Origin of the sequence: Pedobacter paludisoli (genome assembly GCF_052344095.1) — a bacterium.
Classification (GTDB): Bacteria; Bacteroidota; Bacteroidia; order Sphingobacteriales; family Sphingobacteriaceae; genus Pedobacter.
Genome location: NZ_CP179926.1, coordinates 2791814 through 2817123, shown reverse-complemented (window position 1 = coordinate 2817123; position 25310 = coordinate 2791814). Strand labels below are relative to the sequence as shown.

Sequence of the window (25310 nt, the reverse complement as noted above, 5' to 3'; positions counted from 1 at the left end):
CTTTTGTAAACCGCTAGGAAGATTTAACCATTGATAGTATGAATGTATAGGATAGGAATGCAACATCGCCCTTAGAATTGCATGAAATTTCAGTCACTTTTTTGTTGGATTTAAAAAGATTAATATTTTTTACTAGTTTTGTGGCCGTGAATAAGAAGGCTCAAATTTCATTAATCTGGTTGCTTTTGCTGGTATTTTCAGCATTACAAATACTGCCTTCGATTCATTTTCATTCACATTCTTCTGCGAAGAAGTATGTCTCACTTGAGAAAAGTTCTGCAAAGCAGCTCTTAACTGAAGATGAAAACGATTGTTCTATCTGTGATTTTGTGATTCATAAACACATAGAATTTCAAGAAACACCTTCACCTATAATGGTAACCTGTTTTGCTACCAAAGAAGTAAAAATGATCACGGGTTATCAACAACAACTTTTTGAACGCGCCGTTCATACTTGGACAAATAAAGGTCCTCCTGTTATTTCTTAATCTTTTCCCCATTTAAGGCATATTGCGTCCTTTCTGAGGGGTTTTTCGCTGCTTGATGGTTTAATTTTTTAATTCATCGACGCGGAATGGGCTTTTTCTATGCCCCAAATAATTTACTCATTTTTTTATTTAGGCCATTTTTTGGCAGTTTTTTAATGAAGAAACTTTGCACGTTTGTGCTTGGTGTTGCGCTTTATATTACAGCGCATGCCCAGCAGAATTTTAAGGCGATCGTTGTTGCCCATGGAAACAAGCCTATTGTGGGGGCTACCGTTATGCTTTTGGATACAAAAACGGAGACTAGGACGGATAGCAATGGCGTTTTTTCGCTAACATTACCTAATGAGGGTGGAGAGTTACATATTGTGGCGCTTGGCTATCAACACCTGACGATTGCTGTACAGGCCAATCGTCGGTTAAGAGTGTTTCATTTACATCCTTTGGTGCATCAATTGGAAGAGGTAAATGTTCAAGATAAGTCTGCTTCTGTTTATCACCAATCAGCCAACCTAAACACTGAACTGATAAGGCAATCGTTTATTCAGCGTAATTTGGGTGGAAGTTTAATGCAAACTCTATCCAGACAGCCCGGTGTAAAAAGCATAGGCATTGGTTCAGGACAGTCTAAACCTTTGATACGAGGTTTGGGTTTTAACAGGGTGTTGGTGCTCGATAAAGGTATGAAGCACGAGGGCCAACAATGGGGGGCCGACCATGGCTTGGAAGTAGATCAATTTGCCACCGGCGACATTCGCATCATTAAAGGAGCTGCCTCTTTTATGTATGGCTCAGATGCTATTGGAGGAGCAATTGACGTTACTCCATCGGCTTTGCCAAAAGAAAATTCATTAAACGGTAGTGTAGATTTAGTTGCCAAAAGCAATACTAATCAATGGGGCGGTTCTTTTAATTTAAGAGGACGCAGTAAGCATTTTTTATTTGATACGCGTTATACGTATCAAAATTATGGCGATTATCGCGTGCCTACAGATGTGGTAAATGTGTACAATTATCCGGTAGTACTCTATAAAAATCATGTTCGTAATACGGCAGGTAGCGAGCAAAATTTGCATTTGACAACGGGGTATGCAAGCGAACATTTGAAGTCTATTTTTTATATCAGCAATCTCTATTCTAAAAGTGGCTTTTTTGCAAATGCACATGGTTTAGAGCCGCGTAGAGTGGATGCGAGTCATGATGATTCCTCGCGCGACATGATGCTGCCAAATCAAACGGTAAACCATTTTAAGGTGATTAATCAAACCGATTGGCATCAGGGAAAACACGATTTTAATGTGTCTTTGGGGTATCAGCGAAATTATCGAGATGAAAACAGCCAATATGTAAACCATGGTTTTATGCCCGCCATTTATCCTAATTGGTTGGCTATTCCTCAGGATTTGGAGCGTCATTATGATAAATCTACGTTTCTGGGCTCTTTTAAAGATAAGTTAATCTTAGGAAGGCATCAATTAAACATGGGTGTCAATGCCGAATATCAGAACAATAAAATTGGAGGATGGGGTTTTTTAATTCCTGCATTTAAACAACTTACTATTGGAAGCTTTGTTTTTGACGATTATAAAATTAATGAGCATTGGAAGCTTTTAGGGGCTTTGCGCTACGATTACGGGGATATCCATTTAAATGAATACAATGATTGGTTCGAATCTACCCTAGAAGATGGAAGTAAGGCCTATTTACAACGTGCAAGCAACCTTCATCGAACTTTTAACAGTTTGGTATGGTCGGCGGGGGCCAATTATACCGAAGATGAAATCTCTTTCAAATTTAATGTAGGCAAGAGTTTTAGAATGCCTATAGCAAAAGAGTTGGGCGCAAATGGGGTAAATTATCATTATTACAGCTACGAAAAGGGAAATGCGAGTCTCCGTCCTGAAAAATCGTATCAGGCCGATGTCGTTTTAGGCTGGAGGCCTGATAAATTTACAATTCAGTTTACTCCTTTTTTCAATTATTTTCCGAACTACATCTACCTCAACCCCACACCTTATCACGATTATGCCTACGGGGCCGGCAATCAGGTTTTTGAATACCAGGAAAGTGAAGTGCTGCGCTATGGAGCGGAATTGCAAGTGGAGTATAACTTATTAAATAACCTCAATATTTCTGCTTTAGGGGAGTACTTATATGCCATTCAATTATCGGGCGACAAGCAAGGCTTTGGTTTGCCATTTGCTCCACCTGCATCTGTATTGTTTAACGCTACCTACGAACCAAAGATGGCCAGTTGGGCCGATAATACTTTCTTCTCGCTCGATTACCGTATAACAGCCACACAAAATAGAATTGTACCACCTGAGAAAAAGACAGATGGTTATCATTTGATTAATCTACAGGCCGGAACACGTTTCAACTGGAACAACGAAAAGATTACGCTAAGCCTTCAGGTACAGAATTTACTAAACACCAAATATTTTCAGCACACCAGTTTTTATCGATTGATTGACATGCCCGAGCAGGGAAGAAATATAGTGCTGTCGGTAAAAGTTCCCTTTAATATTCACAAATAATAAATACATGAAAACAACAAAAATTTTAACACTTTTTTTGGTCGTTGCTATCGGATTTACCGCGTGTAAAAAAGATCAGTCGGAAGCAGAATTAGCTAAACCAACGATTGAAAACATTGAAATCGGATTAAACAATAGTGAGATTGGCATTATTGGGCAAGATTTTCATTTTAATGCAGATGTAATAGCTGGCGATAAAATCGACATGGTAGAGGTAAAAATCCTTCAAAAAGTCGGAGGCACCTACTCTGCACCTTGGTCGCTTACTGTTACATGGCCGCAATATAAAGGTGCCAAGAACACGAACATCCATAAGCATTTTGATATTCCTAGCGCTGCTGTCGAGGGTGAATACGATTTTATTATTACGATAATGGATGAAAACGGAACAAAAACGGAAGAAAAGAGAAAAATAAGGATATGGACCAAAGAAAACCTTCCTGTTTTTCCGGGCAATTGATTCCAGCAAAGTAATCGTTTATGAAACGCGAGAGCATACGTCTATTGCGAACACAACAACCTAGAGGGTAACAGGTGCACCAGGCATGATAGTAGGAGAAGTTACAAAAGATAAGCATGGAAACTCCATTTCATGGGAGGGTGGTGATTATTGGTGTGTACTGATTTATGAAAACACCACACATAAGATGGGAACCTTTGAATACAGAGAAATTAAATTAATTCCTTAATCAATATAACTGCTCATCCAGAAAAAATTGGCTGAGCAAAAATTAAAACCATATGAAAATAAATAAAATAGCATTGATGCTGACGGTACTTGTTTTGTTGGCATTCGAGTCTTGTAAGAAAGAAAAAGAAGTTGATACCGAATATCCGGTTATTGAATTAACGCCCAACTCGTTTCCTCAGCAGTGCAGTGAGTTGCAACGCGGACAAACATTCGTTTTTCGAGCCAAGTTTAATGACAATCGCGCGTTGGGTTCTTCAAGTATTGACATTCACCACAACTTCGATCATCATAACCATAGTACGGAGGTAAATGACTGTGGTCTGGGTTCCCAAAAAACACCGGTAAATCCTTTTTTATTAATTAAGACGTTTGCCATTCCTGCCGGATTGAACACCTACGAAATGAATCAGCCAATTGAGATACCTGCAAATGTGGATCCTGGAGATTATCATTTCTTAATCCGGTTAACCGATAAAGAAGGATGGCAAACCATCCAAGGAATCAGTATAAAAATTAAATAACATCATCCATAATCCAAAATTTCAAAAAAATGAAAAAGTCATCAATTTTAAAAGCGCTAAGCTTAGTTTTACTTGCTACAACTACTTTTTTTTCATGTAAGAAAGATCATAATCCTGAGGAAGAGCACGAACATCATCATGAAGGTGAGCACACTTTTGTACGCTTAATGGTAGCTGATCAAAACACTACGACCTTGAGTATGATAGATCCTTCGCAAGCAAAAGTAACCAATTATATTGCGAAATTTCCATTGGGCACGCTGTATGCAACTGCATCAAGAAGACACGTGGCTATTCTTAACGGCGCAAACAATCTTGTTGAGATTTTTAACAGTGGTTTGAGATTGCATGACGATCACGTGGATGTGGATGGCGCTGCCGCAATGACTACATTCACATCGGATGGTTTAAAACCGGCACACTTCATCAGTTACGGAACTCAAACGATGATTTTCAACGATAACTCAGGAACTATAAGTACTGCTTCAGATGCCGATTTTAGCACAGCAAATGGAAAATTCAGACAAATTAATATGGGTTTGTTTGCACACCATGGGGCTATGACACCTTTTGTTAACAGTACATTTGCGGTAACTAAATCTACTGGAGCGGGTGTTTCACCAAATGGTGTAATGGTGGTTAATGCAGATGGTACAGTTAAATATCCTTCAACATTAACGGTTGGATCAATTCATGGAAATGCTACAGATGGTACGACGGGTGTATTTGGAGCGTATAAAGATGCCACAAATCAAATTGGAGGGATCTTGGTCGTAAAACAAGATGGTACACAAACTTTTATAGAAAATCCAGCGGGTTTTGGGGCTGCGCGTTTGGGTACAGTTTTATATGCCAAAAAAGCTAAAAAGTTTATAGGATATAGTGCCGCAAAAGGGGCCTATTTGGTTGATGTTGCCGCTAATAAAATTACGCCAATATATGCTGCGGCCGATGCTTTTCAATGTAAGGTAGATTATGCTGGTGAAAATCTAGTGCTTTTAACTTTAGACGGCAAATTGAAAATATATAATCTAAATACCGGAGCCTTAAAAAAGGAAATAGCGGTAATTGGAGCGGTAGCTTCGGCAGATACGTACAAACCCATTCTAGAAGCCACGGCACAATATGGATACATCGCTATGCCAACTTTGGGCGAAGTTCTGCAAATTAATTTAGAAGATGGCGATGTTGTTAAACACAAAGTAAGCGCAAATCCGGTTCGAATGACCCTTTTTGGATTTGAAATCAGTGAAACACACAATCATTAATCGTTAGGTTTAGTTGTTACCGTCTGGTTGTGGTGACCAGGCGGTTTTTTTATGTCTAAATTTGTATGGAGGTACAGGTAAATATTGCACCTGAGTGGCCCGTTTTATTTTCTTCTAAATAGGAAGAGAGCTCGTTTCTCTTTCCTTTCACAGACTTGGATGATTTGTTGATGCGAAGCCATTAATTGTTACTAATCTTACACTATTTGAAGTGCTATGTGCATGAATATCTAGTATATGCTCATAAAGGGATATGAGATTTTCCCGTGAGGATACTTTTATCCAGAAAGCTTTTAAATCCCTGCAAATTGAAGTTTGCAGGGATTTTTATTGACGCTTTTATTCAGCAAGTGTATTTTTTGATGTGATTTTATTTGCTTTGTTCAAACTCTTTGATGCTGTTCATCTTTTTGTAAGCCAAGAATCCTTTAATATCTTCAAAGTGTTCTCTCACGCGTTTGTTGCCAAATTCGAACACTTTGTTTACCAATCCATCTAGGAAATCACGGTCGTGAGACACTAAGATTAAGGTGCCATCAAAATCTCTCAAGGCATCTTTAATAATGTCTTTTGTTTTCATGTCGAGGTGATTGGTAGGCTCATCCAGGATTAAAACATTTACAGGCTCAAGTAGTAATTTAATCATGGCCAAACGTGTTTTTTCTCCACCTGAAAGCACTTTTACTTTTTTGGTGGTATCATCGCCACTAAACATAAAAGCACCTAAAAGATCTTTAATTTTAATGGTGCCATCGGTCAATGGAATTTGATCAATGGTGTCGAAAACCGTTAAGTTTTCATCCAATAGAGCTGCCTGATTTTGTGCAAAGTACCCAATTTTAGCATTGTGGCCTACTTTTAATCCACCTTCGACATCAATTTCGCCCATAATGGCTTTAATCATCGTCGATTTACCCTCTCCATTTTTACCCACGAAAGCAACTTTTTCTCCTCGTTCAATTACCATAGATGCTTTTTCGAATACCACGTGGTCGCCATACGCTTTAGTTAACTCTTCAACCATTACAGGGTATTGACCCGAGCGCGGTGAAGGAGGGAATTTTAAGCGTAATGCAGATGTATCTACCTCATCAATTTGGATGACTTCTAATTTCTCCAACATTTTTACGCGCGATTGTACCTGCAAGGTTTTAGAATAAGTACCTCTAAAACGATCGATAAATTCCTGATTGTCGGCAATGAAACGTTGTTGTTCTTCGTACGCTTTTTGCTGATGAACACGTCTGTCGGCACGTAATTGAAGGTAATGGCTGTATTTTGCTTTGTAATCGTAGATTCGGCCCATCGTTACTTCGATGGTGCGGTTGGTTATGTTATCTACAAAAGCCCTATCGTGTGAGATGACCATCACGGCTTTGGCCGAGTTAATTAAAAAATCTTCTAACCACTGAATACTTTCAATATCCATGTGGTTGGTTGGCTCATCCAATAAGATTAAATCAGGTTTTTTTAACAAGATTTTTGCTAATTCGATACGCATGCGCCATCCACCAGAAAATTCAGAAGTTTGACGTGTAAAATCTTTTCGTTCAAAGCCCAATCCTTTAAGTACTTTTTCTACCTCAGCATCGTAATTGGTTTCTTCAAGCGAGTAAAACTGTTCGCTTAATTCCGAAACGCGTTCAATTACTTTCATGTAATCGTCGCTATCATAGTCGGTTCGGGTAGTAAGTTGCTCGTTCAGCTCGTCAAGCTCCGTTTGCATTTTATGTACCTCATCGAAGGCTTTCATTGTTTCTTCGAAAACTGTTACATTATCTTGTGTAAGTAAGTGCTGCGGTAGGTAGGCAATTACAGCTTCTTTTGGGCCTGTTACATTTCCTGAAGTAGGATTGGATGCTCCGGCAATAATTTTCAAAAGAGTCGATTTTCCGGCTCCATTTTTGCCCATCAGGGCTATTTTGTCATTTTCATTAATCGAAAAGGTTACATCGCTAAAGAGCGTAGTTCCGCCGAAAGAAACGGAAATGTTATTTACATTAATCACGCAGTGGGAATATTAAAATTGAAATGCAAAGATAAGATAATGAATGGAAGATGTAAATCAATTATTCGTTGATTATGAAGGGAAAGGGATTTTACATGCACGACACCACCATCTGCTCAGGAAGTAGAATTTCCAAAGCATTGGCGCGCGTGTTTTATGTGGAGTATCTTCTTTTTTTTAAAAATCGACAAAAATTGTACAAAAATTTTGTAATCGGTTGTATTATTCTTTTTTTCCACTCTTTAAAGATGATTTCCGTACGATAAGTTCAGAATTGATCACAATGGTATTGATGTTTTGGATGTCTCCTTCGCCCTTTAAGTGGCTAATTAGGCTTCTTGCTGCCACTTCCCCCATTTGCTTACCCGGATAGTTTATGGTGGTTAGCGTTGGTTCAATTAAGTAGGCAATGGCGTCGTTGTTAAAGCCTACAATGGCGATATCTTCCGGAATTCGGATGTTATGTTCTTTAAAGGTTCGAATACATACGGCCGAAACAAAGTCACTGGCAATGAAGATGCCGTCGGGCCGCGGACTCATTTTAATTATTTTATTGGCCGAATGAATGGCGGCGCTTTCGCTGAGGTCGTCAACAATGACAATTTGCTCATTCAATTTGATTTTATGATCGGCCAAGGCGTCGCGATAGCCTCTAAAACGGTCGGAATATACATTTCGTTCCAAGCTGGAGGTGATATGTGCAATGCGTGTGCAGCCCTGCTCAATTAAATGTTTGGTTGCTTCATATCCGCATTGGTAATTGTCGATGACGACTACCGTATTGCCAAAATTTCTTTCTACACGGTCAAAAAAGATGACGGGTACATTTTTATCAAAAAACGGTTTAAAATGATCCAAGTTTTTGGAGTCAAAAGAAAGAGAGGCGATAATGCCATCTACTCTACGTTGGAAAAGATTCTTGGCGTTGGCTACTTCGCGGCTGTAATGTTCGGCCGAGTGGGCAATAATAATGTCGTATCCTGTTTCGGTGGCAACCTTCTCTACGCCAGCCAAAACGGAGTTGATAAAGTTACTGTTTAATTCATGTGCCATGAAACCGATTGTATTTGTTGCTTGCATTCGCAGGTTTCTAGCGAAGTGATTGGTGCGGTAGCCCAGCTCTTCTGCAAGTTCAAAAACTCTCTTTTTAGTTTTCTTGCTAACTACTGAATCATCTTTAAGTGCTCTACTAACCGTTGCTGTAGAGATATTTAGCTTGCTTGCAAGATCATAAATCGTTATTTCTTTGTTTTTTGTTGCCATTGTAAAATAAAAATACACATTCTATAACAGGTGTTTCGATAAAATTAAATTTTTTTTTGAAATCGGTTACATTTTTTAAAAAAAGTTTCTACATTAGTACTATAGAATTTTGGATTCAGGTCTGAGATTTTTTTTTAACCAAAATAAACCTATTTCTTAACAATTAAACTAAGGCTATGCAAAGTACTGTTTACCAACAGCAGAAGGTAATCGGGATTAACAGGCTTCCTAAAAAAGAACTAGTTTCTTTTATGGGGATGCTGTTGTTAACGCTGTTTTCCCTGTCGCTTTACGCGCAAAATATTACGATTCGCGGTAAAATCGTTGAATCTTCTGGCCAACCCATCCCAGGTGCATCTATTAAAGTTAAAGGCGCGACAACTGGAACTACAGCCGATGGTTCGGGGAATTTTCAATTATCGGCACCAGCCAATGCTACACTTGAAATCTCATTTATTGGCTACATAACACAAGAAAAACAAGTTAAAGGTCAAACAAATTTGACGATTACCTTAAATACCGATACCAAAAATTTACAAGATGTAGTGGTTATTGGTTACGGTACGCAACGTAAAGAAGCCATTACCGGATCGGTAGCCTCTATCAGCGGAGCTAAATTGAATGAAGTTCCTGCTCCAAACATTTCGCAGGCTTTACAAGGTCGTGTTGCAGGGGTAGAAATTACGCAGACCTCTACTAAGCCAGGTGCCACTATGCAAATTCGTATCCGTGGTACACGTTCCATCAATGCAGAAAACGATCCTTTAATTGTATTGGATGGAATTCCTTTTGGAGGTACCATTGCCGACATCAGTACAGATGATATTCAAACATTGGATATCTTGAAAGATGCTTCTGCAACCGCAATTTATGGCTCGCGTGGTGCAAACGGTGTCATTTTGATCACAACGAAAAAAGGAAGTAGAAATCAATCGGCTCAAATCGCTTATAGCGGTTATTATGGCTTAAAGGATGTGGTAAAATATCCGATGATGCAAGCGGATAAATACATTGCTTTTAGAAAAAGAGCTGGATTAAATAATGTGCCGGGTATTGATGAAGATATTACCGGGGCAACCAATACCGATTGGCAAGATCTTTTTTATCGCAGTGCGAGCGTTCAAAATCACGATGTAAGTGTTTCTGGCGGAACCGATAGAGGTAACTATAAAGTAGGTGTTGGATATTACAACGATGAATCACCAATTCCTTTATCAGATTATAGTAGAATTTCTTTACGTGCTTCTGTTGATCAAGAGATTGGTAAATATTTGCGCGTTGGTTTCACAACCAATACCAATTACGCTGTTACGGATGGAGCAAGCATTGGTATGTATGGCGTGTTGAGCATGTCGCCAATAGCAAATCCTTTTAATGCCGACGGTACGACTAAACGCGTGGTAACAATGCCTCAAGATGTACAATGGGTGTATACCAAGGATGTGATGAATAACCTTGGCGATAAATATGTAAACCGTACAAAAGGTTTTGGGTCGTACAACTCGGCCTACGGTGAGTTGAAAATTCCGGGTGTAGAGGGATTGAAATATCGCTTAAACTTAGGAGGTAACTACCGTGTAAACAATACCGGAAGTTATACCGGAATAGGTGTATTTAGTTCGGATGCCTTAAACCCGAATACGGCTTCTGTTAACAACAGTTTAATGACCCAATGGGCAATTGAAAATGTGCTTACGTACGATAAAACATTTGCAGAAAAACATAAATTGAATGTAACAGCGCTTTATTCTTCAGAGCAAATTACCTCAAACAGCTCGGCCATTGGAAGAAGAAATTTGGCTGGAGATAGTTTCCAGTATTTTAACCTCGGCCAAACTTCTACTGGAAGCAATGATGATATTACCATTGATCCAAATAATCAATCGTACTGGCAAAGTGGTTTGATGTCGTTCATGGGGCGCGTTATGTATTCTTATTTAGATAAATACATGATTAGCGCAACGTTTAGAAGCGATGCTTCATCAAGATTGGCTCCAGGACATAAATGGAACAGTTATCCAGCTGTTTCGGTAGGATGGAATATCCAAAAAGAGGCCTTTATGCAAAATGTAACGTGGTTGAATAATTTAAAGTTGCGCCTTGGCTATGGTCAAACATCAAATCAATCGGTAGCGCCTTATGCAACTTTAGGTCGTTTAAGTGTTAGGCCGTACAATTATGGTGCTACGAATGCAAATGGATATTACGTAACAGAATTGCCAAATCCTGATTTAGGATGGGAGTACTCCGAAACTCAAAACATCGGATTGGATTTTTCTTTATTCAATAATCGCTTATCGGGTACAGTAGAAGGCTATATTACCAAAACCAATGATCTATTGTTAAGCGTTGGTTTACCGTCTACATCGGGTGTAAGCAGTTACACCGGTAATGTAGGGGCTACCCAAAATAAAGGATTCGAGATTTCATTAAACGGTACCATTATCCAAAGTGAAAGTGGCTGGACGTGGGAAGCGGGACTTAATTTCTACAGAAATGTAAATAAAGTTGTGAGTTTGGCTTCAGGGCAAATGCGAGACGAAGCTAACTGGTTATTCGTAGGTCAACCGTTAAATGTGATCTATGATTTTCAAAAAGTGGGTATCTGGCAGGCAAATGAAGCTGCTGCGGTAAAACAATACGAAGGCCCTGCGGGACTGCCAGGAATGGTTAAAGTGTTGTATACCGGTGGATACAATGCAGATGGTTCTCCCACAAGAATTATTGGTTCAGATGATCGACAAATTTTGAAAGCTGATCCTAATTTCCAAGGCGGATTTAATACACGCGTTGCCTATAAAAATATCGATTTAAGCGTAGTGGCGAGTTTTCAAGAGGGGGGAATTTTAAATAGTACATTGTATGGATCGAACGGCTATCTGAATTTAGAAGATGGTCGTCGTGGACAAATTGACATCGATTACTGGACACCGGATAATCCAAATGCTAAATATCCAGATCCATTAGGTCCAAAAAATAGCAATAACCCGAAATATGGTTCAACATTAGGTTATTTTGACGGTTCGTACTTAAAAATTCGTACCATATCATTAGGATATAATTTTACAGGTAAATGGATTAAAGCCGCAGGAATTAAAAGAATGCGTTTATATGCGACGGCTCAAAACCCATTTGTACTCTTTTCTCCATATTACAAAGAGTCTGGAATGGATCCTGAACCAAACAGTTTTGCAAATGACGGAGCCAACATGGCGGTTGCTTATGGCTATGGACAAAGAAGATTGCTAACCGTAGGCTACAATACACCTACCACCAGAAATTACATTTTTGGACTTAATGTGACATTTTAAAATCGAAGACTATGAAATGGTTTGATAAAAAATATTTTGGATTAACCTTGTTATCCATATTCATCCTCGGAGGATGTAAAAAGGTGCTTGATGAACAACCTCGTAGTATTTTTACCCCTGAGTATTTTAAAACAGAAGCGGGTGTACAGGGAGGAATCACTTCTCAGTATGCACATTTAAGATTAATGTTTGGAAATGGCTATTTTCTAAACTCCAATGAAATAAGTACGGATGAAGCTACCTGGGGACAAAATTCGGATGGAAATGTTAAAAATCTTGACTTTTCAGGCGTAGGCGTTATAGATCCAGCGAGTAGTAATACCGGTATTTTATGGGGAGCTGCTTTTCCAAACATCAATACGGCAAATGGTGTAATTGAAAACGGAGCCGCGGTAGGCGTGTCGGAAGCTTTAATTGCAGAAGCACGTTTTTTCAGAGCGTTTGATTATTTCTTGTTGGTGCAAACTTTCGGCGGTGTACCGTTAGATTTAGGTGCTGGTGAACTGAAATTTAATACGTCAACCTTGCGAACGTCAAAACGCAATACCGTACCTGAAGTATATACAAAAGGAATTTTTCCTGATTTATTGGTTGCAATTGATAAATTACCTACCTCAGGGCGTGTGGTAGGTGGTGTAACCAAAACACTGGCTCGTTTATATTTGGCAAAAGCATATTTAACCTACGGATGGTGGTTGCAAAACCCGAACAATATTCCAACCTACCCACAAGCTGATCGTACCGATCCGAATGGAAAAACGGCACAATGGTATTTTAATGAGGCTTATACGGTAGCAGCAGCAGCCATTGAAAACCCAGGGTCTGCAGGTTTACAACCAACGTTTTACGATATCCACAATGCTGTAAACGATCGAAACAATGAAACCATGTTGTATGCCGATCATACACAAGCAAGCAGTACATATAATGGAGGAGATTTGGGTTATAGTGGAGGAGGTTTTGGAACCGACAGTTTTGCGCAATGGTTTTGGCAATGGAACTACACCGGTTTAAAAAGCAGTACTTCTCCAACTTCGTGGTCGGTGGTAAACTCTGTTCAACGTGCAGCCACGCAATCGTTAGGTCGCCCTTGGACCATGCTAGCACCTCCGCAGGCTATTTTTAAAGTGACCTTTGCTGATAAAACGAATGATTCAAGATACGATGGTACGTTTGTAACACGCTATCGTGCCAATTTTATAGAAGCAGGTATAAAAGTAAATGGAGCAACTCCAAGCTTTTTATACGGAACCAACTACCTACCAATTGCGAATGGTGATCCGGTTTTAACATTCTTAAATACCGATGTAGGCGGCGTAAATTATAGCCATCCAACTTTTAACAGTACAGCAGGCGCAGGCGTTTTACCGGGAAGACCTGATTTTGTGGTTGAACCAAGTAATTTTAGTAGAATTTGTTATCCTGCTAACTGGAAATTAGGACCGTATCGTACCGATAACAATGGCGGTTTAGGAAGTCCGAATGGCAGTCTTACACGTCCATTCCCAGTGGCTAAATTTTCAGAATTGTTTTTTGTAGCTGCCGAAGCAGCTGTAAAAGGTGCTACCACGCGCGCAATTGGCGGCACATATGCAAATGATGGAACAGCGAGAGGATTAATTAATGTAATTCGTGCGCGTGCTGGAAAGTGGCGTTGGGATAATGGGAATAACGTAACAAAAGTACAAGATAACAGTGCCGCCATGATTGCAGCAACGCCAGCAAGCATTGATATCAACTACATATTGGCCGAAAGAGTGCGCGAATATTTTGGAGAAGGATACCGGTGGTTTGATTTAGTGCGTACGCAAAAGTGGATTGAGTTAAGCAGCAGTTTCACGATTGCTGGCAAAACAAATCCAAACGATTGGAACGACCATACCGTTGGTACTTTTACCAGAACAATAGCCCTAACCAATTACCTAAGGCCAATTCCTCAATCGCAATTAGATGGAATGGATTTAAGCGCAGCTGAGAAAAAGGCGTATCAAAATCCAGGATATTAATCATTGATGAAAAACGGCGATTATCTTAAAAGAAAGCGATTATATCACCTTTCAATTTCGCATTAAATCGTCTAATATTTTATAAGAAAATAGACCTATCAGGTTTCAAAAACCTGATAGGTCTATTTAACATGCCTCCGTTATGAACTATTTCCGATACCGCTCCACACTATTTTTTCTACTGATATATACCCTAGCGGTTAACTTTTACAGTTATGCTCAAATCAAAGGAAGTGCAAAAGCGCCTGTAAGAGAAAGAATAAATTTGAACGCTGGATGGAAATTTATGCGGTATGAAGGTGCAGCTGATAAACTCCTATACGACGAACGTCCGGAAGTTTTAAATAGAGAAGATGATATTGTTGCAGATTCAAAACCTTCACAAACTCCATTTTCAGGCACAACGGAAAATGTGCTTAAAAAGTGGATTTTACCTAGTGCAAACGAATTTATAAAAGACCCCTCAAAGCATTATACACGCCCGAAGGGCAATCCAGGAGCCGATTTTGCCTTCGTTCAGAATACATTTGACGATTCAAAATGGACCTCATTAAATTTACCACACGATTGGGCTGCGAAAGGCCCTTTTTATAAAGAACCTGATGCCTTGGTAGGCGGAGGAATGGGGCGTTTACCTGTTCAGGGCGTTGCCTGGTATCGGAAAAAAATAAACATCCCTGTTTCGGATACGGGTAAATCTATCTACTTGGAAATTGATGGTGCCATGTCATACGCCATGGTTTGGCTAAATGGAAATTTAGTAGGTGGATGGCCTTATGGCTATAACTCATTCCGATTGGATTTGAGCCCGTATATCAAATTTGGAAAAGAAAATCAAATAGCTATCCGATTGGATAACCCCAGCAACTCCTCGCGATGGTATCCCGGTTCAGGTATTTACAGAAGTGTTTGGCTAACGAAAACCAATCTGGTGCAAGTGAGCCAATGGGGAACATATGTGCGTACCTCCCATGTTTCATCGGCATCTGCTTTGATTGAAATGGATGTTACGGTACAAAACAAGTCGAATGCAAATCAATCTATAGATGTTATAACAGACGTATTTGCGTTGGATGAAAAGCATGCCATGGGTAAAAAGATGGGTAGTTTTCCCTCGAAGAAAATAGTCTTAAAAAAAGGCGAACGCCAAACTATACATGCTGAACAGGAGATAAAGAATCCGGCTCTATGGGGCGTTTACCCACAACAAAAGCAAAATTTGTATGTGGCCGTAACCAAAATTTTTGCTGGGAATAAGCAAGTTGATCAATATAAAACCCGTTTTGGCATTAGAAAAATTCACTACGATGCGACTAAAGGCGTAATCGTAAATGGGCAAGCAATTAAAATACAGGGTGTTAACCAGCATCATGATTTAGGAGCTTTGGGTGCGGCATTTAACAAGGTTGCAGCAAAACGCCAGTTAGATAAGCTGCGCGAATTGGGTTGCAATGCAATTCGATTGGCACACAATCCACCCGACCCTGAGTTGCTTAATTTAACCGATGAGATGGGCTTTTTGGTTATCGACGAAGTTTTTGATTGTTGGGAAAAAGGAAAAACACCGCTTGATTTCCATTTAATATTTCCGGACTGGCATGAGGCCGATACACGCTCTTTTGTTAGAAGAGATAAAAATCATCCATCCATCATGGCCTGGAGTTTTGGAAACGAAGTGGGCGAGCAATATACCGATAAGGAAGGCGCAGCCTTAGCAGCTAAACTAAAAGCTTTTGTAAAAGACGAAGACCCAACACGTCCGAGCACTGCTTCTATGAATTATGCTAAACCTAGTATGCCTTTTGCTGCTGTAATGGATATAATTTCACTCAATTATCAAGGTGAAGGAATTCGTTTTGACCCGCCTTATGCGCATTTACAAGGAACAAAAACAAAACCTTTGTACGGCGATTTTCATGCAAAGTTTCCAGATAAGCTTATCATCAGTAGCGAATCAGCTTCAACGTTGAGTAGTCGGGGGACGTATATTTTTCCGGTGTTTAATGGAATTGGAGCACCTGTGAGCGATAGCACGGGCGGTAACGCCAAAAAACAATATGTGAGTGCCTACGAATTATACACCGCTCAGTTTGGATCTTCGCCCGATAAGGTGTTTATGATGCAAGACCAGCATCCATTTGTGGGAGGTGAATTTGTTTGGACCGGTTGGGATCATTTGGGTGAACCAACACCTTATTACGGTGCACGCAGTTCATACTCGGGTATAATTGATTTGGCAGGATTTGAAAAAGATCGTTTTTATTTATATCAGGCACGTTGGCGGCCAAATTTCCCCATGGCGCATGTGCTTCCGCATTGGACATGGCCAGGGCGAGAAGGTCAAATTACGCCTGTACATGTTTTTTCTTCTGGCGATGAAGCCGAGTTGTTTGTAAACGGAAAATCGATGGGCAGAAAAAAAAGGAAAGAGTTTGAATACCGCTTTCGCTGGGATGATGTAGTATACCAACCGGGCGAACTAAAAGTTGTGACCTACAAGAACGGTAAAGTTTGGGCAAGTGACCAGGTAAGAACGGCTGGGAAACCGGCAAAATTGCTCTTAAGCCTCGATAAAAAGGAGCTGAATGGCGATAGTAACGATTTGGCATTTTTAACGGTGCGCGTGTTGGATGTAGATGGAAATTTAGTGCCAGAAGCAAATGTTCTACTAGATTTTTCGATAAGCGGAGCCGCAGAGATTGAAGCTACCGATAACGGCGATCAAACAGATTTACGTTCATTTTCATCGCAACAACGAAATGCTTTCAGCGGAATGGCGTTGGCAATTATCAAACCAAAGGGAAAGCATAAAGGTCAAGCAATTGTTCGCGTGAAAGCTGATGGGATTGCACAAGCGGAGTACACCTTAACCATTCAATAAGATGATGTTAAAAGGAAAGTTGTTTATTCTTTGGGGTTTAGCGGTGCAATCCTTTGCGATGCTTGCTCAAGAACGTATACCTTTATATGCCGCTGAAATACCGCTTGCAAAAAAGCTTACTGTTTCCGTGCAAGATGAATTTTCTAAAGGAGTGTATTCGAGGGTGATTAGCCCCAGTGTGGAAATATATTTGCCGACTAAAGAAAAAGCAACCGGAACGGCGGTGTTAATTTGTCCGGGAGGAGGTTACAGCGTATTGGTGTACGATGGAGAGGGAGTTGCCACGGCAAAGTTGCTTGCCAAGAATGGTATTGCCTCTTTTGTGTTGAAGTATCGATTGCCAAACGATTCTCTGCAGATGGATAAAAGCAAAGCGCCTTTGCAAGATGCTCAGCAAGCCATGTTCTTGATACGTAAAATGGCAGCTAAATGGAACATTAATCCAAATAAGATTGGCATCATGGGTTTTTCTGCAGGAGGACATGTAGCCGCATCATTGGCTACTCACTATGAAGAGCCACTTATCCCGACAGGAGGCATAAGTCTTCGCCCTGATTTTCACGTGTTGGTATATCCGGTCATTAGCATGCAGGATGCCTTAACTCATGACGGATCGAGACGGCAGTTGTTGGGGGCAGAGCCATCAAAAGAAGCAATCGACTATTTTTCAAACGAAAAGTGGGTAAATTCGGATACACCAATTGCGTATCTTACACACACTACCGACGATACGGTGGTGGATGTGGATAACAGCATGGTTTATTTTGAACAATTGCGCAAAAACAGCGTGCAAGTGGCAATGCATATTTATCCGAAGGGAAATCATGGGTTCATTTTTGGCCATCCAAGCTGGACAGAGCCCTTGTTTGATTGGCTGAAAGAAAATAATTTAATGCGTAAATAGCATGATTTTTATAAAGTTTCTACAATGAGAATAATATATTTAGGAGTTTTAGTGTTGCTTAGTTTTCTGAAGAGTTATGCACAAAATCAATCGGAATTGTGGTTTCCTCCAGTTAAATCGAATCCTGTGGAGGTACTATATAGCGGAAATTCAGTGATTTTGAAAACTGCCAAGGATGAACTCAAGCGCGCATGGGACGGTCCTTCAGGAGCGAAAATTTCATTCATCATTACAAAACAAAAGGCGCTTAAAGCGGATGGCTTTATCCTTAATCAAAACTCAATTACGGCCAATAGCGATAAAGGAATCTTGTATGGCGCATTTGAGTTGTTGAGAAGACAACAAACAGGAAAATCCGTTACTGGCATAACCGAAAACCCTTCGTATCAATTACGGCTTTTGAACCATTGGGATAACCCTGATGGAAGTGTAGAAAGAGGCTATGCCGGCAACTCGATTTTTTGGCGTAAGAATGATTTAAAAGTAACCGATCAAGATGTTCAACGCTGGAAAACCTATGCCAGAGCAAATGCTTCTATTGGGATAAATGGCAGCGTTTTAAACAATGTAAATGCTTCGGCTCTACTGTTAACCCCAGACTATCTGGAGCGAGTAAAAGCCATTGCATCGGTTTTGCGACCTTACGGTATACGCGTGTATTTGTCGGTTAATTTTTCATCTCCAGAGATACTCGGGAAATTGAAAACCGCTGACCCGTTGAATGAGGAGGTCCGCATGTGGTGGAAAAATAAAATAGCGGAAATTTATCGCTATGTACCCGATTTTGGCGGTTTTGTGGTCAAAGCCAGTAGCGAGGGACAGCCAGGGCCACAAGATTTTGGTAGAACGCATGCCGATGGAGCGAATATGATGGCTAGCTTCCTAAAACCTCATGGTGGAGTGGTGATGTGGAGAGCATTTGTGTACAGCCCAAATGATAAAGATCGAGCGAAACAAGCTTACAATGAATTTAAGCCGCTTGATGGGGCATTCCAAGATAATGTTATTATTCAAGTTAAAAACGGCCCCATCGATTTTCAACCCCGTGAACCTTTTAGTCCACTTTTTGGGGCGATGAAACAAACTGCGCTCATGCCCGAATTTCAGATTACGCAAGAGTATTTGGGGCAGTCGGTGCACTTAGTCTATTTATCACCCATGTGGGAAGAATGTTTAAAATCGGATACCTATCAAAAAGGAAAAGGTAGTACGGTAGCAAAAATTACCGATGGAGGTTTATTTCGTCAAGCTATAACAGCAATGGCTGGCGTTTCCAACATTGGTTTGGATAGCAATTGGACAGGGCATCTTTTTGGGCAGGCCAACTGGTATGCTTTTGGGAGATTGGCTTGGAATAATCAGTTGACGAGCACACAAATTGCCGATGAATGGCTTAAACTGAGCTTTAAACCTCAGCCCGAAAAGAATAAAGATTGGCATACGTTGTTTTTAACGCCCATGACCAAACTCTTGATGGATAGCCGCGAAGCCGCTGTAAACTATATGTCGCCATTAGGCTTGCATCACATCATGTCGGCCAATGACCATTACGGGCCAGGACCTTGGTGGGCACCAAAAGATTGGCGTGCCGATTGGACACCACCTTATTATCATCAGGCAAGCATCAGCGGGATAGGATTTGATAGAACGCGCAGTGGAAGTGGAGCGGTAAACCAATACAACGAACCTTTGGCATCTGCGTTCAATAACGCGAAAAGCTGTCCAGAAAATCTTTTGCTCTGGTTTCATCATCTCCCATGGGATTATCAAATGAAAAGTGGGAAAAGCCTTTGGTATGAGCTATGCTTACACTATGAGCTGGGCGTTCAGCAGGTGCTGGGCTTTCAGAAAGCCTGGGAGGCAGCCAAAGTATTTGTCGATGAAAAGCGTTTTAGCGAAGTGCAACACAAATTAAGTCAGCAAGAAGCCAATGCGTTGCTTTGGAAAGACGCTTGTTTGCTTTATTTTCAGCAATTTAGTAAGCGGCCATTCCCAGAACAGGTAACACCGCCGGTTCATACGTTGGAAGATATGATTCGGCAGGATGCACAAAAACAAATGGGTAAAAAATAAAAGAAATTTAAACGATACATCCCCAATTAAACGGTTCAATTATGAGAAAAATTCTAATTGTATTTAGCTTAACCTTTCCCATCTTGGCTTTTGCACAAGAATATAAAAAGTATCCGATGTGGGATTCGAACCTCCCACGTGAGCAAAGAATAGACGACCTAGTAAAAAGGTTAACCCTTGAAGAAAAAGTTTTTCAGATGTTGAATGCGGCACCAGCTATTCCTAGGCTAGGCATTCCAGCATACGATTGGTGGAATGAAGTGTTGCATGGGGTGGCAAGAACACCTTATCCTGTAACGGTTTATCCACAAGCAATAGCCATGGCCGCTACCTGGGATACGACTTCTTTGCATCGGATGGCAGATTATTCTGCATTAGAAGGACGCGCAATTTTTGCCAAAGCGAATCAAGAAGATAAAGCCTACAAACGGTACCTTGGCCTAACCTATTGGACCCCTAACATCAATATTTTTAGAGACCCAAGGTGGGGCCGTGGACAAGAAACCTATGGCGAGGACCCGTTTTTAACCGCCATGTTAGGGAAGGCTTTTGTGCATGGCTTGCAAGGCGATGACCCGAATTATTTGAAGGCGGCGGCGTGTGCCAAACATTTTGCCGTTCACAGCGGTCCAGAACCCTCGCGTCACTCATTTAATGCTGAAATTGGCGATTTGGATTTGTGGAACACCTATCTTCCAGCATTTAAAGAACTCATTGTAAAATCGAACGTAGCCGGGGTGATGTGTGCTTACAACGCTTTTAGGACACAGCCTTGTTGCGGTAGCGATTTATTAATGAATGATATTCTTCGCAACCAATGGGGATTTAATGGATATGTAACCAGCGATTGCTGGGCGATTGATGATTTTTTTAAATTTCATAAAACACATCCAGATGCGAAAGCCGCCGCCATTGATGCCGTGATGCATGGAACCGATTTGGAATGTGGCGTTAACGTGTATCATACCTTAATTAATGCGGTTAAAGAAGGAAATTTGACCGAAAAACAAATTGATATTTCCGTAAAAAGACTGTTTGAGATTCGTTATAAGTTAGGGTTTTTCGATCCAGTTGAAAAGGTGAAATACGCCCAAACTCCTGCTTCAGCCATTGAAGCTCCGGAACATAGTGAACATGCTTTAAAAATGGCTCGACAATCCATTGTCCTTTTAAAAAATGAAAACAATACCCTTCCGTTGCGAAAAGACCTGAAGAAAATTGCCGTGATTGGTCCAAATGCCGATAATTCCATCGCAATTCTAGGGAATTACAACGGTTTTCCTTCGCATTTATCAACGCTATTGGCTGGCATTAAAAGTAAAGTCCCGAATGCTGAAGTACGGTTTGAAAAAGCCATTAATTTTACCAACGACACGCTACTGCAGTATCGCGATATTTCTGCTTGGTACAGCTTTGAAGGGAAAACCGGAGTGAAAGCGGAATATTTTAACAACCAAGAACTTCAAGGTGCGCCGGTACATGTTGTACAAGAAAAAGATATTAATCATCAATGGGCAGAAGGACAAATGCCTTATCCCAATGTTCCTGCATATCGTTTTTCGGCACGATACAGTACCTCAATAGCCGCCGAAATGAATGAAGTATTAACTTTTGAAGTAAATGCAGATGATGGCTATCGCGTTTTTGTGAATGGGAAATCGGTAGTTGATTCATGGGCACGAAACCGCTGGGGCGCAAAACAATTTAATATCAATGCCGAAAAAGGGAAAGTATACACCATTGTGGTGGAGACCAATCAAAATGAAGGTGCTGCCAGTGTGAAACTCGCTTGTGGAAAATTTGTGAAAACCGATTTTCAGGCTTTGGCTAAGCGATTGGCAGATGTAGATGCCATTGTGTTTGTAGGAGGAATTTCACCTCAATTGGAAGGAGAAGAAATGAAAGTTCCATATCCGGGGTTTGATGGTGGCGATAGAACCAGTATTCTATTGCCCGAAGTGCAAACGCGTTTGTTAAAAGCGTTAAAAAGCACCGGAAAGCCATTGGTTATGGCCATGTTAACTGGAAGCGCTATTGCCATCCCATGGGAAAGTGAAAATATTCCGGCCATCGTTAACGCCTGGTATGGCGGACAGGCTGCGGGTAAAGCTTTTGCAGATGTTTTATTTGGCGATTATAATCCCGCAGGGCGATTACCGGTAACGTTTTATAAGAATGACGACGATTTACCTCCCTTCGAAAATTACAATATGACCGGGCGGACATACCGCTATTTTCAAGGCAACGCCCTTTATCCTTTCGGTTATGGCTTAAGCTATACCACGTTTAAGTATCAACATATAACGCTTCAAAATCAACTTGCTGAGGCGGGTAAAATAACGGTTGAAGCAACGGTTAAAAACGAAGGCAAAATGGATGGAGAAGAGGTTGTTCAGTTGTATGTAGCCTTTAAAGGCCAAAAGCAAGCACCAATTCGTTCATTAAAAGCATTTAAAAGAATCAGTCTAAAAGCCGGAGAAAGCCAAGTTATCCGGTTTACGTTGGATAAAGAAAGTATCAGTTTGTTGGACGAAAACGGGAAGCCTTACCTGCCAAATTCAGAAATGGACATTAGTATTGGTGGCGGGCAGCCTGTAAAAACGAAGCAGTTTACCAGCAATTTTTTACAGTCATCAATCCAATTAAATTAATCATTGGGTATTTAAAATCATAAAAAAGAAATCATTCGAACAGAATTGTATATGAAATTTAAGTTATTTTTTGCCGCGATTATTTGTTTCTGCTTCCAAACAAAAGCAGAAATTAGATTGCCTTCCATTATTCGCGATAGCATGATCCTGCAGCGCGATGAAAAGATAAAAATTTGGGGTTGGGCTGAACCGGGAGAACGGATTACGCTTAATTTTAACAAGAAGAACTATCAAACGGTAACTGCTGATAACGGAAAGTGGCAATTGCAGTTAAATCCGGTTAAAGCGGGCGGTCCATACAACATGATTTTTAAAGGAACGAACACGTTAGTGCTTAAAAATATTCTTTTTGGAGATGTTTGGTTAATGAGCGGCCAATCCAATATGGTGCATCAAATGGATATTCATGATGTGTTATATGCCAAAGATATAGAAGAGGCCAATTATCCTGAAATTAGACAATTCTTGATTTATACGGCAACCAATTTGAATAGCCCACAAGAGGATTTAAAAGGACATTGGCAGGCAGCAGTTGGCAATCAGGTAAGACCATTTAGTGCAGTAGCATTTTTCTTTGCTCGGAAACTTTATGAACAAACAAAAGTCCCTATTGGCTTAATTAATGCCAGTGTTGGCGGTACTCCCATTGAAGCATGGACTAGCGAAAATGGCCTAAAAGAATTTGACAGCACCTTACAGATTATCGCAAACAATAAGAATTTGGTAAAAAAAAAGCCAGATGTGGCACCAACAGTTTCCGTAGATAATGGATTGGCTACCAGCCCAAAATGGTTTGATACGAATTATCAACCCAAAGGTTGGCGAAGAATTAACATCCCGGGTTATTGGGAAGATCAAGGGCTGAAAGATTTAAATGGGGTTGTTTGGTATAGGCGAGAAATTGTGATTCCAAAATCGATGGTAGGGAAAAGTAGTCAGGTTTTTTTAGGCCGCATTGTTGATGCAGATGAGCTTTACATCAACGGAACTCTAGTAGGAAGCACATCATACCAATATCCACAAAGAAGATACACCGTTCCAAGCAATTTATTGCAGGAAGGTAAAAATTTGTTTGTTATCCGGGTAACGAATAATTTGGGCAAAGGAGGATTTGTTCCCGATAAGCCCTATGCTATTTTTGCAGGAAAAGATACCATTGATTTAAAAGGGGATTGGCAGTATAAAGTAGGACAAGTAAACCGTCCAATGAGTGGTAGTTTTACTGGAAGTATCAATCTTCAAAATCAACCAACTGCTTTATTCAATGCGATGGTGGCACCGATTACTTCGTACACGGTGAAGGGAATTTGTTGGTATCAGGGCGAAAGCGACACGTGGCAGGCTGAACGTTACGATGCATTGCTTCCTGCATTAATTCGAGACTGGCGCATGCAGTTTAACAAACCCAATTTACCTTTTCTGTATGTGCAGTTACCCGGCTATATGGATTATAACTATTTGCCAACAGAAAGCCAATGGGCCAGGATGCGCGAAGCACAATTAAAGGCCTTGTCGGTACCAAACACAGCCATGGCAGTAGCCATTGATTTAGGGGAATGGAATGATGTTCACCCTGATCAAAAACAACCTGTTGGGGAGCGTTTGGCGCTAATAGCTTTGGCAAAAGTATATGGTAAAAACATCGAATATTCGGGACCAATATTGAAATCTTCTGAAGTATCAAGAAACAAGATTGTGTTGAGCTTTGACCATGTTGGAGCAGGATTGATATCCAATGATGGCGAGGCGCTCTCCGAATTTGCCATCGCGGCCGCGGATAAGAAATTTGTTTGGGCAAAAGCAACCATCGAAGGCAGTAAAGTGCTCGTTTGGAGCGATGAAATAAAAGAACCGATGTATGTGCGGTATGCATGGGCCGACAACCCTGTAGAACCAAATTTGTACAATAAAGCAGGTTTGCCCGCGTCACCATTCAGAACGGATAAATAAACTTTACTGCTTTGTAGGCAACTGGATATAAAACAAATCACTTATCAACCGCGGAAAATAAGAGGTTTGTTTTTGTAAAACGCTTAATTCTGAAGAGTGAATTGGAATTCTTGTGTTGGTTTTTTTGTTAAAATGAAAACGAAGATTGCGTTTTTGTATTTGGCTGATTTGGAGTGTTTTTAAGGCAGTTTGTTAGATATTTCTTAGCCCTTCACAGCGCTTTTAATCTTTTTGGAAAGAACGGGATTGTATAATACCTAGTTGTTTTATCAGTTTGGCCATGCCAAAGTTTGAATAATCTTTTAGTTATTCAATAATCCTTCTAATAAGCTTTCGCTGGGAAAAATAGAAATTTGGATAAATCGATTGAGGTGTTTTAATATACTTGATTGTGAGGGAATTTCTATCTTTTTTATCTGAATTTTCATCTTTTTTATGTAAAAAATAGTTGATTTTTGGTTAAGTGAAAACCAAAACATGTTCCGTTCTGATGCTTTTTTAGTAAAAATTACTTTTACAAGAAATTATAAAGATAACCAGAATGGTCTTTTAAAATCCTGTGTTTTTGTAGGTCTTGTTTTGTGATTTGTGTTCTTCGTTTGTTGTGTTTTGTAAATGATTTAAATTTTATTCAACCTAAACTATTTAATTATGACCAAAGAAAAACCACGTTGTCGTGAAATGCCATTTATGCTTTTAGCAGGAGGCACCTGGAGTAAGAATCAAAGGCTAGACGTTGCAAAATTAAAACGAAGGCGACC

At 40.3% G+C, this 25310-nt stretch carries 15 protein-coding genes; 13 read left to right on the top strand and 2 right to left on the bottom strand.

What is annotated here, in order from left to right; genetic code table 11:
- Nucleotides 1–77: 77 nt before the first annotated feature.
- The 6 genes from ACJVDK_RS11425 (at nt 78) to ACJVDK_RS11400 (ending at nt 5502) form a co-directional block, all read left to right on the top strand.
- The gene (locus ACJVDK_RS11425; RefSeq protein ID WP_443936798.1) at nt 78–488 is read left to right on the top strand and encodes a hypothetical protein; all 411 of its coding nucleotides are present in this window, start codon (nt 78–80) and stop codon (nt 486–488) included.
- 155 nt (nt 489–643) lie between these two features.
- Complete coding sequence (locus tag ACJVDK_RS11420) at nt 644–3022, top strand: TonB-dependent receptor (RefSeq protein WP_443936797.1); 2379 nt, start codon at nt 644–646, stop codon at nt 3020–3022.
- A 7-nt stretch (nt 3023–3029) separates the two neighbouring features.
- Nucleotides 3030–3482 carry a DUF4625 domain-containing protein gene (locus ACJVDK_RS11415; protein WP_443936796.1) on the top strand — a complete coding sequence of 151 codons (453 nt, stop codon included), beginning with the start codon at nt 3030–3032 and terminating at the stop codon, nt 3480–3482.
- 85 nt (nt 3483–3567) lie between these two features.
- A complete protein-coding gene (locus ACJVDK_RS11410; protein WP_443936795.1) occupies nt 3568–3711 on the top strand; it encodes a hypothetical protein in 144 nt (47 codons plus the stop codon).
- Between the two features lie 52 nt (nt 3712–3763).
- A complete protein-coding gene (locus ACJVDK_RS11405) occupies nt 3764–4234 on the top strand; it encodes a DUF4625 domain-containing protein (RefSeq protein WP_443936794.1) in 471 nt (156 codons plus the stop codon).
- Nucleotides 4235–4263: 29 nt separating this feature from the next.
- The gene (locus ACJVDK_RS11400; RefSeq protein ID WP_443936793.1) at nt 4264–5502 is read left to right on the top strand and encodes a hypothetical protein; all 1239 of its coding nucleotides are present in this window, start codon (nt 4264–4266) and stop codon (nt 5500–5502) included.
- A gap of 370 nt (nt 5503–5872) precedes the next feature.
- Here ACJVDK_RS11400 and ACJVDK_RS11395 read toward each other — a convergent pair whose 3' ends face one another.
- Entirely contained in the window at nt 5873–7510 is a 1638-nt protein-coding gene (locus ACJVDK_RS11395; protein WP_443936792.1) for an ABC-F family ATP-binding cassette domain-containing protein, read from the bottom strand.
- Between the two features lie 222 nt (nt 7511–7732).
- Nucleotides 7733–8773, bottom strand: coding sequence for a LacI family DNA-binding transcriptional regulator (locus ACJVDK_RS11390; protein ID WP_443936791.1), 1041 nt, complete (start codon nt 8771–8773; stop codon nt 7733–7735).
- Nucleotides 8774–8949: 176 nt separating this feature from the next.
- On the opposite strand from ACJVDK_RS11390, the gene ACJVDK_RS11385 reads away from it, so the two are divergent.
- The 7 genes from ACJVDK_RS11385 to ACJVDK_RS11355 all read left to right on the top strand — a co-directional run bounded on the left by ACJVDK_RS11385 (nt 8950) and on the right by ACJVDK_RS11355 (nt 24549).
- Nucleotides 8950–12084, top strand: a complete 3135-nt coding sequence (locus ACJVDK_RS11385) for a SusC/RagA family TonB-linked outer membrane protein (protein ID WP_443936790.1) — start codon at nt 8950–8952, stop codon at nt 12082–12084.
- Between the two features lie 11 nt (nt 12085–12095).
- Nucleotides 12096–14090, top strand: coding sequence for a RagB/SusD family nutrient uptake outer membrane protein (locus tag ACJVDK_RS11380; protein ID WP_443936789.1), 1995 nt, complete (start codon nt 12096–12098; stop codon nt 14088–14090).
- A 142-nt stretch (nt 14091–14232) separates the two neighbouring features.
- Nucleotides 14233–16971, top strand: coding sequence for a beta-galactosidase GalB (gene galB, locus ACJVDK_RS11375; RefSeq protein WP_443936788.1), 2739 nt, complete (start codon nt 14233–14235; stop codon nt 16969–16971).
- Nucleotide 16972: 1 nt separating this feature from the next.
- The gene (locus ACJVDK_RS11370) at nt 16973–17875 is read left to right on the top strand and encodes an alpha/beta hydrolase (RefSeq protein ID WP_443936787.1); all 903 of its coding nucleotides are present in this window, start codon (nt 16973–16975) and stop codon (nt 17873–17875) included.
- A gap of 24 nt (nt 17876–17899) precedes the next feature.
- Entirely contained in the window at nt 17900–19948 is a 2049-nt protein-coding gene (locus ACJVDK_RS11365; RefSeq protein WP_443936786.1) for an alpha-glucuronidase, read from the top strand.
- 41 nt (nt 19949–19989) lie between these two features.
- Nucleotides 19990–22599: a glycoside hydrolase family 3 C-terminal domain-containing protein gene (locus ACJVDK_RS11360; protein ID WP_443936785.1), complete on the top strand. Its 2610-nt coding sequence runs from the start codon at nt 19990–19992 to the stop codon at nt 22597–22599.
- A 51-nt stretch (nt 22600–22650) separates the two neighbouring features.
- A complete protein-coding gene (locus tag ACJVDK_RS11355) occupies nt 22651–24549 on the top strand; it encodes a sialate O-acetylesterase (protein WP_443936784.1) in 1899 nt (632 codons plus the stop codon).
- Nucleotides 24550–25310: the final 761 nt, after the last annotated feature.